This window comes from Variovorax sp. WDL1 (genome assembly GCF_001541225.1).
Classification (GTDB): Bacteria; Pseudomonadota; Gammaproteobacteria; order Burkholderiales; family Burkholderiaceae_C; genus Variovorax.
Map to the genome: position 1 here is coordinate 25,886 of NZ_LMTS01000158.1, position 15,712 is coordinate 41,597.

The following is a 15,712-nucleotide window of genomic DNA, read 5'->3' on the forward strand; positions in this document are numbered from 1 at the left end:
ACTGCCCATGTGCTTTTCCGCACCCGCCAGTTTCACGGCCGCAGCGGTTCTGCTGGGCCTGGGGACCGTCACCATGCGCCGGGCCCGCTCACGGCGCGAACTGCCGTATGCCGCCATCCCGCTGCTGTTCGGGGTCCAGCAACTGCTCGAAGGCATGCTGTGGCTGACGTTCCCCGACCGCGCGCCCTTGCTGAACGTGGCGCTGACGCATCTCTACTCGTTCTTCTCGCACGTCCTGTGGCCGATCTACGTCCCGCTGGCTGCGCTGGCGCTGGAGAGCGTCCGTTGGCGCCGTCGGGTTCTGGTGGCCATTGCAGTCGCGGGCGCGCTCGTCGGTCTGTACCTGCTGGCGATGCTGGTGAAGCTGCCCATCACGGCCCGCGTGGTCGGCCAGCACATCCTCTACGACTCTCCGCACTTCTACGTGATGACCACGATGGCCCTGTATCTGATCGGCACCTGCGCAAGCCTGATGGTTTCTAGCCACCGGCGCGTGGCGGCTTTTGGGGTGGCCGCCTTTGTCTCCGCAATCGCCGCCTACATGTTCTATGCAACCTGGTTCATCTCGGTGTGGTGCTTCTTTGCCGCTGTGCTCAGCTTCATCGTGCTGTGGCAGTTCCGTGAGCCCCGAGCGAGGCTGGCCGTGCCATGACGAATCCTCCGGCCAGATTCAAGCCCGCACTGGCCTACGCGGACTGCGGCCGCACGCAGGGCCCGATGCGCCGCGCGGCGTTCTTCACGGTTCAGTTGCTCGACGGATTCGAGACCATGCGCGATGCGGTCGCCGGCCGGCTGCCGACGGTATTCGCGCAAGCGGAACTCGCGCAAGGCACCAAGACCGGGCACTTCATCGCCGCGTTCTGCATCCTGTCCCTGCACCGGGTAATCGAGGAGGGCTCATGACCGCACAAAACCGTCTGTCCGTTCTGTTCTCCGACATCGCACCGGCGGACCAGGCCGCGCTGCAGCAACGGCTTCCGACCCACTGGCACGCGCACTTCGTCCAGAACGAACGCCTGGTGGTATCCGATGTCGGCGATGAAGACACCGAGGTGCTGTGCGTCTTCGTGCGCACGCGCGTTGACGAATCGGTGCTCCGGTTGCTGCCGCGCGTGCGGCTCGTGGCAACGCGCTCCGCGGGCTTCGATCACATCGACCTGCAGGCTTGCCGCCGACGCGGCATTGCCGTGTGCAACGTGCCGGACTATGGGTCCGCCAGCGTCGCCGAACATGCCTTCGCGCTGCTGCTGGGCGTGGCTCGCCATCTGACACAAGCCCACGAGCGGGCGCGCCAAGGTTCTTTCGCTTACCGCGGCCTCACCGGCTTCGAGCTGGAAGGAAAGACGCTGGGCATCGTCGGGCTGGGCCGGATCGGGCGCCACGTGGCCCGTATCGCCCTGGGCTTCGGCATGGAAGTTCTCGCGTACGACCCGGCCCTCGCCCCATCGCTCGACATCACGGCAGCACCCATCGCCGGCGTCCGCGTGGTGACGTGGGAGCAGATCCTGCAAAGCAGCGATGTTCTGAGCCTTCATGTTCCGGCCACGCAGGCCACGCACCACCTTCTCGATGGCCAGGCCTTCGCGCGCATGAAACCGGGCATGGTACTGATCAACACGGCACGGGGTGCGCTCATCGACGACGCCGCCCTGCTGCACGCACTGGAGGCAGGTACCGTCGCCGCAGCAGGACTGGACGTGCTGGAACAGGAAGGGGATCTGTCTCCCGAAGTGCCCACGGGCTGCGGCGGACTGGGTTGCGATACCGGCTGGTCGGCATCCAGCCCACTGCTGACGCATCCGCGTGTGCTCGTGACACCGCATGTCGGGTTCAATACGTCGGAGGCGATCGCGCGCATCCTCGACGAGACCATCTCGAACATCGCAGCCTGGCATGCGGGCCGCCTGCGCAACAGGTTGGATGAGCCATGACGCGACCGAACCGCCCCGTTTCCACCGTGCGTCTTGCGGGCCGCCCAACGCAACGCTCGGCGCTGCGCCGGGCCACGCAGATCGCTATGGCCCTGAGCGGGTTCCTGCTCTGGGTGGCCTGGCACCGGGGCCTGATGCGCTGCGATACCCACCGGGCGGCCGACCGCTTCGCCGAAGTGCTGCAGCGATTGGGCACGACCTTCGTGAAGCTGGGCCAGCATCTCAGCCTGCGGGCCGACATTCTGGCGCCCGATGCGCAAGAGGCTCTGGCCAGCCTGCAGGCCAATGTGGCGCCGTTTCCTCCCGAGCAGGCGGTCCAGGAGGTCGAGGCGGCGCTCGGCCGCCCATGGCAGCAGCTCTTCGCACGCTTCGACATGCACGCGCTCGCCGCGGCCTCGATCGCCCAGATTCATCGTGCAGCCCTGCCGGACGGGACGGAAGTGGTGGTGAAGATCCGCCGCCCTGGCGCGGCCGAGCAGGCCGAGACCGACATGCGCATCCTGCGCCGCATCGTCCTGGTCATGCAGGGGCTCGTGCCCTCGCTGCGTCGCTGGGGGCTGGCAGCCATCGTGGACGAGGTTGCGGCCAACTTCCGCTACGAGATGGATTTGTCGCGCGAGGCAGCTTCCGTGCGACGTTTCGCCGACGCCTGGCGCGGCTCTGCCGACATCGTGATCCCCGACGTCGTGGACGGCCTGTGCACGCCGACCGTCATGGTCCAGCAGTTCAGCCACGGAGCTCACCTGCACGGTCTGCCTTCGTCCACCGCGGTGGCGGCCGCGGGCAAACTCGTGGACAGCTACGTCGCCCAGATCTTCCGCGATGGCTTCTTCCACGGCGATCCCCATCCCGGCAACGTCTTCGTGATGGACGATGGCCGCATATGCCTGCACGACTTCGGCATCGTGGGCCGGGTCGACGGCAACATGCGGCGGGCGCTGGTGGCGTTCGCCCTGGCCTTCGTCGAGCAGGATGCCGAATGGGTGGTCGATGCCTGGCTCGACCTGGGCCTGCTCGGCGACGGCACCGATCGGGCCGTGTTCGTGCCTGTCGTGCGTGCCCTGGTCGCAGACTGCGCACAGAGGCCGCTGAAGGACTGGTCGCTCTCAGGTGCTCTCGCGCAGCTCGTGGCGGCGGGCCGGACCCAGGAAGTCCGGCTGCCCAGGGACCTCCTCGTGCTCACGCGTACCCTGTTGTTGCTCGAAGGGACGGTGCGCCTGCTGGCACCCGAGTTTTCCATCATCGAAGCCATCTCTCGCCACACGACCACGGGCGTCTTCGACGAGCCCAAGTCTGCGGCATCGCAGCGTCTGCCATATGAACTGGGGAACGCGGCCCACGCCCTGCCCTCCCTGATGGCGCGGCGTCTGCACAGCGTCTTGCGGCAGGGTGACCTGCTGCAACTGTCGATCAAGCCGGATGCCAGGATGCTGAGCGGGATCGACCGCCTCGGCCGTCGCGTCGCGCTGGCGCTCGTGACGCTCGGCCTGTACATCGCATCGAGCTTGTTGATGCAGCACGGCGTGGGCCCGCGCTGGGGCGACATGCCGGTACTCGCGCTGCTGGGCTATGCGCTGGCGATCCGGTTCACGTTTTCCATCGCGCGCAGCCGCGGCTGAGGCGCCTCATCAAGCAAGGAGTCAGGCATGAACAAGGTCAGAGTGGCGGTGAACGGATACGGTGTGATCGGCAAGCGGGTGGCGGATGCGGTCGCACTCCAGGAGGACATGGCGCTAGCCGGCGTCGCGGATGTGGTGCACGACTATCGCCTGCAGGTGGCCGCGCAGCGCGCTTTCCCGATTTACGCGGCGACCGCTGAAGCCGCACAATCGATGCGTGCTGCGGGGCTTCCTGTCGCGGGCGATCTGGCCGACCTGCTCGCCAACGCGGACGTCGTGGTCGATTGCACACCCAAGAAAGTCGCCGCGGTCAACAAGAGGGCGTACGACGCTGCCGGTGTGAAGTCCATCTTCCATGGCGGCGAGTCCCACGCGTTGACCGGTCATTCGTTCGTCGCGCAGGAGAACTACGCAACCGCGATCGGCCGCACCTCCACCCGGGTGGTGTCCTGCAACACGACGTCGATCGTGCGCACCCTGGGGGCGCTTCGGACAGCGGGCCTGCTCAAGCGAGCCCGCGGGACGCTGATCCGCCGGGCTTCCGACCCGTGGGAGGCGCATGCGGAGGGCATCATCAACACGCTCGTGCCGGAGAAGACGATCCCCAGCCATCAGGGACCGGACGCGCGCACTGTGATCCCGGACCTGGACGTCGTCACGATCGCGGTCAAGGCGCCGCACAACAGCAGCCACCTGCACACCTGGTGGGTCGAACTGACGAGGCCGGCCACGCGCGACGAGGTGCTGGCGGCCTTTCGCGCTGCGCCACGGATCGCGTTCGTGCGATCCTCGGATGGTCTCGTGGCCCTCAACAGCACGGTGGAACTGATGGCCGATCTCGGCCGCCCGCGCGGCGACCTGTGGGAGGTCGCGTTGTGGGAGGACGTGCTTTCGGTCGATGGCGATCAGGCGTACTACACCTACCAGGTCTTCAACCAGGCGATCGTAATCCCCGAGACCATCGATGCCATTCGCGCCTTGAGCGGCATCGAGACCGATCCCCAGGTGTCGATGGCGCGCACCGATGCTTCGCTGGGACTGCAGCGTGATTTCATCCGTGACCGCGTCCAGGTTCGACGATGAGTGAATTCGATGATCCCGCGCTGGTCGGGCTCGGGCTGGCACTCGCTTCGGGACTTCTGATCGGCCTGGAACGGGGATGGCAGCAACGCGAGCGGCCCGAGGGACATCGCGTCGCGGGCGTTCGCACCTTTGCGCTGATCGGCCTGCTCGGCGGCCTTGGCGGGCTGCTGGCCCAGCGCTGGGGAGCCGGCATGCTCATCGCGCTGCTCGTACTCGTCGGGGTGTATCTGGTGGTGGGCTACCTGGTGACGGCGCATATGCATGCCGTGATGGGACTGACCACGTCCGTCGCCGCCCTTGCGACTTTCGCCATCGGGGCGCTGGCGACCAGTGGCGCTTGGCGCGTTTCGGCGGTCGCCGCCGTGGTCGTGCTGGCGCTGCTGCGTTTCAAGCAGCTCTTGCACGCCGGCGTCGGCAAGCTGTCCGAGGCGGAGATCAGCAGCGGCACGCAGTTGCTGTTGATCAGCGTGGTCGTACTGCCCGTACTCCCTGATCGTGGCTTTGGCCCCTATGAGGCGTTGAATCCCTATCGCCTTTGGTGGGCCGTTGTCCTGCTGGCAGTGCTGTCGTTCGCTGGGTTCGTCCTGATGCGCTCGCTCGGCAGGAAACGAGGGCTGGTATTCACAGCGCTGCTCGGCGGGATCGTGTCGAGCACCGCCACCACGGCCACGTTGGCGCGCTGGGCCGGGCAGACGCCAGGCTGGCATCCACTGGCAGCGGCGGGGGCGGCGCTCGCCTGCGCAGCCATGTTTGCGCGCATGGCGGCTCTCGTCGCCATCGCAGCCCCCGGCATCGGCTGGGACCCGGTGGTCATCTTCGTGGCCATGGCCGTGGCTGGCGGTGTTCTGGGGACGTTCCTGGCGGCGCGGTCGCCCGCCGACGACTTGCCCGAACTTCAGCTTGGCAACCCATTGCAGCTGCGCTCCGCGCTCCAGTTCGCAGCCTTCCTGGCCGCGGTGATGCTGGCAGGCCGCTTTCTTGCCGATCGCTTCGGGGATGCTGGCGTCATGCTGACCGCCGCTGCCTCGGGTCTGGTGGACGTCGATGCGATCACGCTCTCGATTGGCCGCCTGGTGACCGAGGGCGCCGTCACCGCCGCTTCGGCCACCCTGGCCTTGTTCATCGCCGCATCCGTCAATCAGGTCACCAAACTTGTCCTGTTGATGTCGCTGGGCGGTAGGGCGCTCGCATGGAGAGTGCTCCCGTCGTACGCGGCCATGGCTGCTGCTGGCTTTGCCGTCGCCCTGGGCTTGACCTGAAACAGCGATCAGCTATCGAAGGCCACCGATCGCGCCAGACTCTCCTGCGCTTCAAGGGCAGACAGCCTGCCCTTGAGCGCCGCCTGGATGACGCCGAAGGCGTCACCGCCCAGCGCCACCCGAAGCGGTGGCTTCTCGCTCGTGGCCGTGTCGAAGATCCGGTGCGCGATCTTCTGCGGATCGAGCGTGTACAACTCGTCACCCGCGTTCTCGAACATCGCGCGAATCTGTCCAGCGGGCGTGTCCTGATAGGCGGGGTTCGCCGGCGCGTACTGCAAATTGCGGCTGAAGCTCGTGCGAGCGCCGCCCGGTTCAATGAGTGTGACGAAGACCCCAAACCCCTCCAGTTCCTGGCGAAGGCATTCGCTGAAGCCTTCCAGACCCCATTTCGCGGCGTGGTAAAGACTGCTGGTCGGCAGGGAGCCTTGGCCACTGGCGCTGGAGATTTGGATGATCCGACCGGCTCGCCGTGTGCGCATGGCGGGAATGAAGGCCCGCGTGACGTGCACCGGCGCCAGCAGGTTGAGGCTGATCTGCCCTTCGATGTCCGCGTCGGAAAACTCTTCGGTGGCGCCGATGATGCCGCCGCCGGCGTTGTTGACCAGGACATCGACCGGGCGGCGGGCCTCGGCGCGCTGGACCACGGGTGCGATGTCCCCCTTCACGGTCACGTCGAGCCGTTCGAAAACGAGCTGGTCACCGTAGCGTGCTGCCAGGTCGTCGAGCGTCTCGGGACGCCTGACGGTGGCCGTGAGGTCATCCCCCGAAGCCAGGATGATTTCAGCAAGATGGCGACCGATGCCGCTGGATGCGCCGGTGAGGAACCAATGTCTGGACATAAATGCACTCCTGTGGTTTACTTACCAACTAGTTTGTAAGTTAATGGCGCCCGTTTCAAGCGATGATGGGCGCTCGGATGAAATGTTGTTGAGGAGTAACGGCCCATGGCCAAGAGACGTCCCGCCGAGACCCAGCAAATGCTGCTGGACGCTGCGCTGGGGGAATTTGCCGAGAACGGGCTGGCGGGGGCACGAATTGACCGGATCGCGGCGGCAGCAGGCATCAGCAAGCCGATGCTTTATGTCCATTTCGGGGACAAGGAGGCTCTCTTCGACGCCGTGCTCAGCCGGGAAATCCTCGCCGCGGCGCAGGACGAGCGCTTCGATGCGGACGATCTTCCCGGCTATGCGGGGCGCACCTACGATTTGCTCACCGAGCGGCCGCACCTATGGCGGCTCATGACCTGGTTCCACCTGGAGCGAGGCCAAGAAGTGCTCCTGCTCCCCGCCGGTCACAGCGTACTGGAAGCCAAACATGCGGCCATCACCGCTGCCCAGGCGGAAGGACGCATCACAGCGGATTTCACGCCTGATGAGATCGTGCGACTGGTAGCGACGATCGTGCAAACGTGGTGCATGGCACCGGCGGCGAGGGATTCGCAGGAGCACGAGGCGCGCAGACGGGCGATTCAGTTGGCGATTGCGCGGATGCTTTCGCCTGGCAAATCCCCTCTCCAGCGCGGGAAAATGGTTGACGCCTCGCGCTGAACGCCCGGACAAGGAAGTGCTACTTGGCACGGGAGGACGACATTCAGGCGCGACGTGGCCATCGGTCCCACAGCCATTCGTCAGACATCCGAACCCAGTGCGACCTGGCAACGCACATGAAGAAGCAGAGTGCGTCGGCGCAATCAGCGTCCGGTCGTGGGTCGTGCTGGAAGGGGGTTAAGCCGAGACCGTGATGACGCGCGGGTCGCCACGCCCCTGCACGGCCGCCCACTCCTCGGCGCTCAGCAAGCTCTGCGGATCGACACCGAGCCCTTGAGCCGCCTCCGCCGCGACGTGCGCCCACGTGCAACGGTTCGCGAACAGCATGCCGGCCACATCGAGTGTCCCGCCGCGCGCCTGGTAGCCCAAGGCACGGGTCTGCCGCGCCCCTGTATCGATCCGACGCATCAGGCCCAGCGTCGGCTCGGGTCGCATGTGCGAGACGATGACGCGCACGGCGGCAGTCTCCGGGAACAGGGCGCGCAAGGCCTGGTCGCCGGCCACAAAGTCCTGCTCGCGTTCGTCGCGGGGTGCTCTGAAGCGGCCCGGCTCGATGACGCAGGTCACTGCGGTCCGATGTCCAGCGGCTTCGAGGCGCCGCGCCGCAAGCAGGGCCTGCTGTAGCTGGTATGCGCCGATGGCAACCAGCAACACGTCGGGGGCGTCGCAGGGCTTCACCACCCAACCACCCTGATCGACCAAGCGTTCGGCCTGCTCGGCACTCAACTGGCTGGCGACGGCCCGCTTGGGAACGACCAGCGTCCAGAACTGGCCATGCGAGGCGTAGGCCGCGCGCAGCGCCGCAACGGCACTGTTGGCATCGACCGGGAACAACACGCGCGAGGTGTCGGACATTTCGCCCAACAGCGCTTCGGCCAGCGTCGGATCCTGGTGCGACTGCTCGTTCTTGCCGTTCTCCCAGGTGTGGGACGTCGCAACCGTGACCACCGACAGCCATCCGGGTGGTGTGCCTGCCTGCGTCTGATGTCGCGCGAACAGGATTTCCTGGCGCAGCGCGCCCAGCATCTTGACGGCAAATGCCTCGTAAGAGACGACCAAGTTGATGCCGCCCTTGTTGCCCAGCGCCGCGCTGACCACCGCTTCTTCGTTGAGCGCCGTGATCACGGCGCCATCGACGGCCTCCGCCAGGCCCGGTTCGGGCGTGAAGACGCGGTGTTTGAGCAGGTCCAATGTCTGGCCCATGCGGTTGCTGCGCAGCTCGTCCGGATTGCCTACCCGCGGACGCAGCTGTGGGTTGGCTTGGACGAGGGCCGCGAAGGCTCCGTCGAGTGCCGCCATTGGCGAGACCTCGCCCTGGCCCGCAACATGCCACTGCGGAACCGGAAGTCTGGGGGCCGCCACCTGGCGGTGCGCCAGGGCATGGTCCCGCTCCAGGGGACGATGCTGCACTTCGTGCCGGCGCAGTAGTGCGACCGCTTCGTCGAGTTCGTGCGACGGCACGAAGAGAGCGCGAGCACCCTCGTTGAACTGCTGAAGCGCTATCTGGTCGACCCGGGGGTTCCCCTCCAGCGGCAGGTTGTGCGCGGCATTGGTTCCAGCACCGGGGAAGCCGAATCCCTTGGGCGCTTCGGCGATGGTGTAGTGGAGGGGTACCGGGTACTGAACGGTGCCCTGCGAAACTCCAGCCGCGCAGGCCGACAACCGCTCCTCCATCGCGTGAACGGCCCAGGCGAACGCGGCGGGGTCGGTGCCGTCGATCTCCATCGGGTCGAAGCCGTTCAGCCGCAGATGCTGGTGGAACCATTCTCGGCCCCCCTGCTGCTGCATGGTGCTGCGCTGTTCGATGCGGCGACCGTTGAGGATCATGAACGGTGCCACGAAGCCGCTGTCTTCTGCCCGCCACCAGCGCGGCGCCCAGTCACTGCCACGCTGCTCCTCGAAAGCGCCGTCGCTGAGGAACACCACCAGCCGCTCGCCGGGCAAGGGCATGTGCACGTACTGCAGTTCGGCAAAGCCGAGATAGCCGCCCTCGGACAGACCGCCTGCCGTATTCGGGCCGACGTGGCTGCCCAGCGGCGAGGCGGGACGCCCCTGTGCGTCGATCGCGTAGCTATAGAAATCCCGGGCAAAGCGCGTGAGGCCGCTTTCGCTGCGGTCGTATCTCTCGGCGTGGCGCGGCGTCATGTTGCCCACCAGAAGGTTGCAGGCATCGATGCCCGCGACGCAATGGCCCTGGCCCATCAACCAGCCACGCGTCAACCCACTGAGCGCGTTCGCGGCCAGGTAGCCGACATAGGCCGGCACGATGTTCAGCGCCCCACCGGTATGCCCCTCCGGCGTCTCCTTGAAATCCTCGGCTCTCATCTCCCGGCCATCGGGATAGACCCGGTCGGCATAGGTCATGTGAACCGTCAACCACATGCCTGCCACGGCCAGGCGGTCCGCCGACCAGAGCGTGCGATACACCGCGGTTGTGTCGCTCGCCTTGCCTTCGGCAACCAGCACCTGTGCGAGATCGTGGACTCGCAGTTGCGTGAGATCGTTGTGGGTGATGGGGCCGTGGCCGCGCGCCCAGCGGGCGAACTCGGGATCAGACTCGCGGAACACGCGGACGCGCTCGGCGACCCAGGGAAGCTCGTGGTTCATGTGGAAAGTCCTTGAGAGCCGGCACGCAGGTAAGCGCGACGGCGAGATTGGGAAGGCTGGCGTCTGTGATCGTCTTTCGCGCGCCAGCGGCACGGCCATCTAGCGTTCATGGCTGTGTTATCCATAAAGATCAGAGCGGGTCAAGGGCACGGGCCAGCTTCCGCCGTCGCGTTTGGACGCGACGATCTGGTAGATCCCAGTCCCCCCGGCCTCGAATTCCAGTGCACACGCCGCCATGTACAAGCGCCAGATGCGGAAGGTCACCTCATCGACCTCCCGCAAGGCCTCCTCCCGGCGCGCTTCGAGTCGCTGGACCCAATGACGCAAGGTCAGCGCGTAGTGGGGTCGAAGACCTTCGACGTCATGGATCTCGAAGCCGGAGCGCTCCATCCCTAGCTGGATATTGCTGACGCAGTCCAATTCGCCGTCGGGGAAGACGTAGCGGTTGATGAACTCGGTCGCGACGGTTCGGCTCCAGCCCTCCTCGTCATGGGTGATCCCGTGGTTGAGGAAGAGTCCTCCTGGCCGCAAAACCCGCTGGACCACCGCGTAGTAGGCCGGTAGGTTCGCGAGTCCCACGTGCTCGAACATGCCAATGCTTGACACCTTGTTGAAAACGGCCGTGCCTTCGAGGTCACGGTAGTCGCGCAGTTCAACGGTGACGAGATCCTGCAGGCCCTCCGAGCGGATGCGCTCGCGCGCGTATTCGAGTTGCTGTTGGCTGAGCGTGATGCCGTGCGCACGGACGCCATGTTCTCTTGCCGCCCAGCACACGAGCGCGCCCCAGCCGCAGCCGATGTCGAGCAGGCGTTCGCCTCGCTGCAGGCGCAGCTTGCGGCAGATGTGCTCCAGCTTGTTGCGCTGAGCCTGGTCCAGCGTGTCATCCGTCGCCTTGAAATAGCCACATGAGTAGACCCTCTCGGCATCGAGCCAGAGGCCATAGAACGCGTTGGACACATCGTAGTGAAAGGAGATCGCGGCCTGATCGGTTTGACGCGAATGGCGATGGGAGAAGCGACGTGCGACGCGCGAGGCCAGACTCCGCGAGGGCTTCAACCCGTCCTGGTCGGACACGCGCAGCAGCAGTGCGTCGCGCAACAGGGCCAGTTTGTCGCGCCAAGAGAGCGATAACCTCTCGAAATGCGCCTTGAGCCCGAGCGCGGTGTACAGGTCTCCCTCAATGTCGATGGTGCCGCGGAAATAGGCTTCCGCCAGCAGCAGCGGATCCGGGCGCAGGACCAAGCGACGCAGCAGACCCGGGTCACGGATGATCAGGGTGTATTCCGGGTGCGATTCGAGCTCGTGCAAGAGCATATCGCCCAGACGCAACGCCGGCGGGCGCTCGATGCCGGCCAGCAGCCGGCGCAAGATCCGTAGCGCGGCGGCATATCCGTCGGGCGATACGGTTCGATCCCGTGTCGTGAGGTGGCTCATTGGGGGCGCCTCGCTCGCTCGTGTGCAGCGGATGCTGCGAAGTGGATAGACGACTCATACTTGGCGCTGGCGTGATCGGCACGACCACAACCGCTGCACCGCATGTACGTAGAGCGTCGTGATGCCGGGGAATGTCGACGATGATCAGAGCGATTCATGCGCGTACACGACGGGACTTCGCGCGCACCGAATTGCGCTGAACGTCCGCATCCGCTCCTTCGATCAAACCGCAGACGGAATGGCCATCCGGGACGCCGTCCGGCAGCCGCTTCCAGTCGCGCTCTGCCTGCTGCATGCGGCGATGCAAATCTGTCGCCTCCTTCAGCCGCCGGGCCTGCTCGTCAAGCCGTTCGCTCAGCAGCGCCCGCGCGCGCGGACAAGGCGATGCACCGCGCTGGCTCATCTCGACAAACTCTGCAGCGTCCTTGAGCGTGAAGCCGAGGGCCAATGCATTGCGTATGAAACGAACCCGGGCGACGCTTCGATCCGAGAATGCGCGGTAGCCGTTCGTGCCCCGGCCATCGGGCACCACAAGCCCCACCCGAAGGTAGTGACGCAACGTGTCCGGTGTGACGCCTGCCGCCTTGGCGCATTCAATGAGTTGCATCACCATCCTCCAGCAAGGTTGTCTTGAATCCCTTCACTTTCGAGCGAGTTTGAACCCAGGTGCTGCACATGGGTCAAGGGCCCGGTGTCTGAACCGCTCCGTTCCTTCCTTCAACGTGCGGTTGGATGGGCAACTGGACCATCATCGGCGCGAGCATCAACGGGCGTGGCTCCCGGCCCGGAGGAAGACTTATCGTGGTCTTGTCCCAGTTCATTGCCTATACCAAACCACTTGCCTGGTCATTCAGCGCTCGGAACGTCTCACGCGCGATCGCTAACTGCTCGCGTGCTTGAACCACCAGCACGGCGACGGCGGATCGGGATGACTGCAACTGGGCGACTTCAGTGTTGGGCGAGTAGGCGCGATTGCGCTCTTCGTCTAGTTCCAGGCCGATGAACTCCAGGCCATCAACGATGCGCCGACGCAACGCGGCCGAATTTTCTCCAGCTCCGCCAGTGAAGGCCACAGCATCGCAACCGCCCATCGCGGCGGCGTAGGCGCCGATGTATTTGCGCACGCGGTACGCGTGAACCTGCATTGCCAGTTGGGCGGCTGCGACTCCTTCTCCCGCGCGCTTCTCCACAATCCGCAGGTCCGAACTCTCACCCGACAATCCTTTGAGTCCACTGTCGCTGTAAAGCGCCGCCTCGATCTGCGCCAACGTCAAACCCAGTGCGCGTGCGACGAAGCCGGGTACGCCAGGGTCGAGGTCTCCACAGCGCGTGCCCATCACAAGACCTTCAAGCGCGGTCATTCCCATAGATGTATCGACCGACCTTCCGCGATCGATCGCGCAGACGCTGGCGCCGCTTCCAATGTGGCAGCTCACGATACGAAGTTCTGACGGCGGCCGTTTCAGCTCGGTGCTGACGGCGGCCAGTACACCCTGGTGGGACAGGCCATGGAAGCCGTATCTCCGTACCCCTGCCGCGCGCCACGATGGCGGAACAGCATAGGAATGGGCGTATTCGGGCATGTCGCCATGGAAAGCGGTGTCGAAGACCGCGACGTGGCGCACGCCGGGCCAACGCTCACGGGTCAGGCGTATGCCGGCCAATGCGGCAGGATTGTGATGCGGCGCCAGAGCCGAAGCCTTGCCGATCTCGCGTTCGACTTCTTCATCCACGAGCACCGCGTTGCTCAACAGTGGGCCACCGTGTGCGACGCGGTGACCAATGCCATCGAGCGTTGTGACACCCGCCCTGTGCAAGTGCCGCTCGATCTCCTCGAAGGTCGCAGCATCCACCGCAGGATGATCAATCGCCGAGTCGATCAATGGCAAGGTACGAGCCGACTCGAAAACTCCGAACTTCAGGGTCGCACTGCCGGCATTGATGGCGAGGACGCGCATGTCGGAGCTCCGTCAGCGCCGGTCAGTGCCGACGTCGCCGCCATTGGCAACGTTCATCAGATCGAATTGCCAAGTTTCGCTCGGCGCTAGCAGCACGCGAGGCCGCCGATCAGGCCCATGCTTCCGATGCTGTAGCGCCGTTGCTGGCGTGGTGATACGGGAGAATCCAACTTTGATCCGTGCCTGGACGACGCTGAAAAGCGAAATCGGCCGTGGCAGGCGCATCGCCTCCGACAAGGAGCGTGCTGCTTGCGACCCGTGAGCGTCTCTTTTTGCAGCCACAGTGGAGGGTCGTTCAGTTGGCATAGGCCTGCTCGAACACAAGCTCAGCCCACAGGTCCCGGCTCTTGCGCCATGATTCCATGGCCTGCCCAATCGCGTCTGCACCAGTTCGCTCAAGCTGATACCAAGGATTTTCGACCCGATGGGGATCCTGCGCACTCCACTGCTCAAGCCATCGTTGCACCCATGGCAGCAGCGCCAGGGCCGGGGTCACCTGCTCGGACCAGACCTTGCGACTGACGCGCATGGGGTGCAGCGCGCGAAGTTCACGAGCCGAGTCGGGGGTGACGGCGAAGCGGACCCACGGCGACACCCACTGCGAATAGAAGCGCTCGGTGATCTCCGAGAGTGCTTCGACCTTGTCGAACCCCGCCGGGTTGGCGTCGTAAGGCAGGTCTTCCAGCCGCCGCGGCTGGAACTGCGCAGCGGCGGCCGACTCCGAAGAGGCGCTGTCCTCCAGAACCATCTCGTAGAGTCCAGGCTTGAGTGCCTGGATCGATTCGGCATGATGCAAGATGGCGCGGTGCTCGCGTCGCGCCACCCCCGCGGAGACGAAGATGCCAAGGTGGCCAACATGTTGGTGCAGCAGGTACACCACGCGCTGGCCCGCCGCCACCAGGTCTGCGGTCGTCGGATATACCGCTTTGAGCCAGCCGAGCGCCTGGTGGGGCGGTGTGATGTTGTCGCCGTTGGAGCAAAAGACCACCAGCGGTGCGCCAATGCGGCTGAGATCCGCGCGGCAGTGGCCATCGACCACGACCTCGCCGCTCTCCAGGTGATTACCTACGAAAAGATCGCCTGCGATCGACAACATTTCCTCGCGGGCAAGCTGGTAGAAGCCATTCCACCAACGCTCGAACTCCAGGAAGCGATCGCGCTCAGTCTCCGGCTGCGCGAAGAGCGTGTCGTATTTCTTGAACACGCCCTCGGGCCGCAACGCCTCGAAGTTCTGGACCAGCCAGGCACCGTCGAATCGCCCGGCGCCGAGGTCCGACGCCCAGTGCGCCGGCCAGATGCCGCCCGTGAACCCACCGAGCAGCCGCATGGGGTTGATGCCTCTCTCGCCTGCCCAGTACGACAGCGGCGAGCCATTGAGCACTGCCAAGGCGGCACGGTGCTCGCAGTGCGACAGCGCCAGCGTGATCGCCCAACCGCCTTGGCAGTTGCCGTAGACGATCGGGGCCTTGCCTCGGTGGCGCTTGGCCACCATGTCGATGAATGTGGCCAGGGTCTGGACGACTGCGCCCATGGTCTGGCCCTCGACGGGCTCCGGATCGAACACTACGAAGTACACGGGATGGCCTTCGAGCAGTGCCATGCCAACTTCAGAATCGCGTTTGAAGCCGCCAATGCCAGGGCCGTGGCCGGCGCGTGGATCGACCACCAGCACCGGCGCGGCGCCTTTGCGCACATGCTTCTCCAAGGCGTCGGTGCCACAGCGAGTGACACGCAGGAGCCGGTAGTTGCTCGCCGGTTGCAAGTCGTGGCCGTCAGCCACCTGCTCTGACTCGAAGTGGAGCAGCGGCGGCATACCCGCCGCTTCGTGTTCGGTCATGTTGTTGGCGCGCTGTCTCAGCGCTTCGCCGGACGCGACGGTCCGCCACAGCATGTCGCCCCAGTAGGCAGCAAAGAGTCCAAGCGGTGCGGCGGCGATACCCTGGGAGGTCGTGCGTGCGTCCATGGCGTCGATCAGCGGCAGCAGCAGCCGCCATGCCCCTTTGAACGGGCAGCGGCCGGCGCATGGGAGGCACCGGCACCCGCCGCAATGCCCGGCGAGGAATCAGCGGATGCCTCGTAGCCCGCGGCAGCTAAGGCCGCGATCAGCTCAGGCGTCTTCTGGGCCGTCTGATCGCCGGTGACACTCGCTGCGCCGCGAGCGAGATCGACATGCACGTCTTGCACACCAGCTACGCGCTTGAGCGCCTTGCTGACCGAGTTCGCGCAGGAGGCGCAGGTCATGCCGGCAACCTTGAGTTCGATGGTTTCCATGAT

14 protein-coding genes are annotated in these 15,712 nt (G+C 65.6%); 7 read left to right on the top strand and 7 right to left on the bottom strand.

The genetic code is table 11. The features are described from left to right. The first annotated feature begins 7 nt into the window (after positions 1-7). From APY03_RS20785 to APY03_RS20810, 6 genes are all read left to right on the top strand, one after another. On the top strand, positions 8-652 hold the full coding sequence (locus APY03_RS20785; protein ID WP_003121541.1) for a DUF6629 family protein: 645 nt from the start codon (positions 8-10) through the stop codon (positions 650-652). Continuing rightward, positions 649-903, top strand: a complete 255-nt coding sequence (locus tag APY03_RS20790; RefSeq protein ID WP_009516033.1) for a hypothetical protein — start codon at positions 649-651, stop codon at positions 901-903. The genes APY03_RS20785 and APY03_RS20790 overlap by 4 nt, the downstream gene beginning before the upstream one ends. Next, on the top strand, positions 900-1,931 hold the full coding sequence (locus tag APY03_RS20795) for a hydroxyacid dehydrogenase (RefSeq protein ID WP_003121543.1): 1,032 nt from the start codon (positions 900-902) through the stop codon (positions 1,929-1,931). Before APY03_RS20790 ends, APY03_RS20795 begins: the two co-directional genes overlap by 4 nt. 86 nt (positions 1,932-2,017) lie before the next feature. Beyond that, positions 2,018-3,550, top strand: coding sequence for an ABC1 kinase family protein (locus APY03_RS20800; RefSeq protein WP_170962203.1), 1,533 nt, complete (start codon positions 2,018-2,020; stop codon positions 3,548-3,550). Positions 3,551-3,577: 27 nt separating this feature from the next. Beyond that, complete coding sequence (locus APY03_RS20805; protein WP_003121545.1) at positions 3,578-4,633, top strand: type II glyceraldehyde-3-phosphate dehydrogenase; 1,056 nt, start codon at positions 3,578-3,580, stop codon at positions 4,631-4,633. Next, entirely contained in the window at positions 4,630-5,892 is a 1,263-nt protein-coding gene (locus APY03_RS20810) for an MgtC/SapB family protein (protein ID WP_003121546.1), read from the top strand. Before APY03_RS20805 ends, APY03_RS20810 begins: the two co-directional genes overlap by 4 nt. A gap of 8 nt (positions 5,893-5,900) precedes the next feature. Here APY03_RS20810 and APY03_RS20815 read toward each other — a convergent pair whose 3' ends face one another. Then, positions 5,901-6,731, bottom strand: coding sequence for an SDR family oxidoreductase (locus tag APY03_RS20815; RefSeq protein WP_068679639.1), 831 nt, complete (start codon positions 6,729-6,731; stop codon positions 5,901-5,903). Between the two features lie 105 nt (positions 6,732-6,836). Here APY03_RS20815 and APY03_RS20820 point away from each other — a divergent pair, with 105 nt between their 5' ends. After that, positions 6,837-7,439, top strand: a complete 603-nt coding sequence (locus APY03_RS20820) for a TetR family transcriptional regulator (protein WP_009516037.1) — start codon at positions 6,837-6,839, stop codon at positions 7,437-7,439. Positions 7,440-7,616: 177 nt separating this feature from the next. On the opposite strand, the gene APY03_RS20825 is transcribed toward APY03_RS20820, so the two are convergent. From APY03_RS20825 to APY03_RS20850, 6 genes are all read right to left on the bottom strand, one after another. Continuing rightward, positions 7,617-10,046 carry a xylulose 5-phosphate 3-epimerase gene (locus APY03_RS20825; protein WP_068679641.1) on the bottom strand — a complete coding sequence of 810 codons (2,430 nt, stop codon included), beginning with the start codon at positions 10,044-10,046 and terminating at the stop codon, positions 7,617-7,619. Between the two features lie 117 nt (positions 10,047-10,163). Further along, the gene (locus tag APY03_RS20830; RefSeq protein ID WP_068679644.1) at positions 10,164-11,480 is read right to left on the bottom strand and encodes an SAM-dependent methyltransferase; all 1,317 of its coding nucleotides are present in this window, start codon (positions 11,478-11,480) and stop codon (positions 10,164-10,166) included. A gap of 154 nt (positions 11,481-11,634) precedes the next feature. Beyond that, positions 11,635-12,087, bottom strand: a complete 453-nt coding sequence (locus APY03_RS20835) for a MerR family transcriptional regulator (RefSeq protein ID WP_009516039.1) — start codon at positions 12,085-12,087, stop codon at positions 11,635-11,637. Positions 12,088-12,304: 217 nt separating this feature from the next. Further along, the gene (locus APY03_RS20840) at positions 12,305-13,438 is read right to left on the bottom strand and encodes an acetate/propionate family kinase (protein WP_009516040.1); all 1,134 of its coding nucleotides are present in this window, start codon (positions 13,436-13,438) and stop codon (positions 12,305-12,307) included. Between the two features lie 295 nt (positions 13,439-13,733). Continuing rightward, on the bottom strand, positions 13,734-15,401 hold the full coding sequence (locus tag APY03_RS20845; RefSeq protein ID WP_068679646.1) for a DUF3141 domain-containing protein: 1,668 nt from the start codon (positions 15,399-15,401) through the stop codon (positions 13,734-13,736). Between the two features lie 8 nt (positions 15,402-15,409). Continuing rightward, entirely contained in the window at positions 15,410-15,709 is a 300-nt protein-coding gene (locus tag APY03_RS20850; RefSeq protein WP_003090284.1) for a heavy-metal-associated domain-containing protein, read from the bottom strand. Between the last annotated feature and the right edge of the window lie 3 nt (positions 15,710-15,712).

What these genes read in the sequence shown, in the direction of transcription:
- APY03_RS20785 (WP_003121541.1), top strand. Translation starts at nt 8, where the DNA reads ATGTGCTTTTCCGCACCCGCCAGTTTCACGGCCGCAGCGGTTCTGCTG.
- APY03_RS20840 (WP_009516040.1), bottom strand. Translation starts at nt 13,438, where the DNA reads ATGCGCGTCCTCGCCATCAATGCCGGCAGTGCGACCCTGAAGTTCGGA.
- APY03_RS20790 (WP_009516033.1), top strand. Translation starts at nt 649, where the DNA reads ATGACGAATCCTCCGGCCAGATTCAAGCCCGCACTGGCCTACGCGGAC.
- APY03_RS20835 (WP_009516039.1), bottom strand. Translation starts at nt 12,087, where the DNA reads ATGCAACTCATTGAATGCGCCAAGGCGGCAGGCGTCACACCGGACACG.
- APY03_RS20815 (WP_068679639.1), bottom strand. Translation starts at nt 6,731, where the DNA reads ATGTCCAGACATTGGTTCCTCACCGGCGCATCCAGCGGCATCGGTCGC.
- APY03_RS20845 (WP_068679646.1), bottom strand. Translation starts at nt 15,401, where the DNA reads ATGGACGCACGCACGACCTCCCAGGGTATCGCCGCCGCACCGCTTGGA.
- APY03_RS20795 (WP_003121543.1), top strand. Translation starts at nt 900, where the DNA reads ATGACCGCACAAAACCGTCTGTCCGTTCTGTTCTCCGACATCGCACCG.
- APY03_RS20825 (WP_068679641.1), bottom strand. Translation starts at nt 10,046, where the DNA reads ATGAACCACGAGCTTCCCTGGGTCGCCGAGCGCGTCCGCGTGTTCCGC.
- APY03_RS20805 (WP_003121545.1), top strand. Translation starts at nt 3,578, where the DNA reads ATGAACAAGGTCAGAGTGGCGGTGAACGGATACGGTGTGATCGGCAAG.
- APY03_RS20820 (WP_009516037.1), top strand. Translation starts at nt 6,837, where the DNA reads ATGGCCAAGAGACGTCCCGCCGAGACCCAGCAAATGCTGCTGGACGCT.
- APY03_RS20830 (WP_068679644.1), bottom strand. Translation starts at nt 11,480, where the DNA reads ATGAGCCACCTCACGACACGGGATCGAACCGTATCGCCCGACGGATAT.
- APY03_RS20850 (WP_003090284.1), bottom strand. Translation starts at nt 15,709, where the DNA reads ATGGAAACCATCGAACTCAAGGTTGCCGGCATGACCTGCGCCTCCTGC.
- APY03_RS20800 (WP_170962203.1), top strand. Translation starts at nt 2,018, where the DNA reads ATGGCCCTGAGCGGGTTCCTGCTCTGGGTGGCCTGGCACCGGGGCCTG.
- APY03_RS20810 (WP_003121546.1), top strand. Translation starts at nt 4,630, where the DNA reads ATGAGTGAATTCGATGATCCCGCGCTGGTCGGGCTCGGGCTGGCACTC.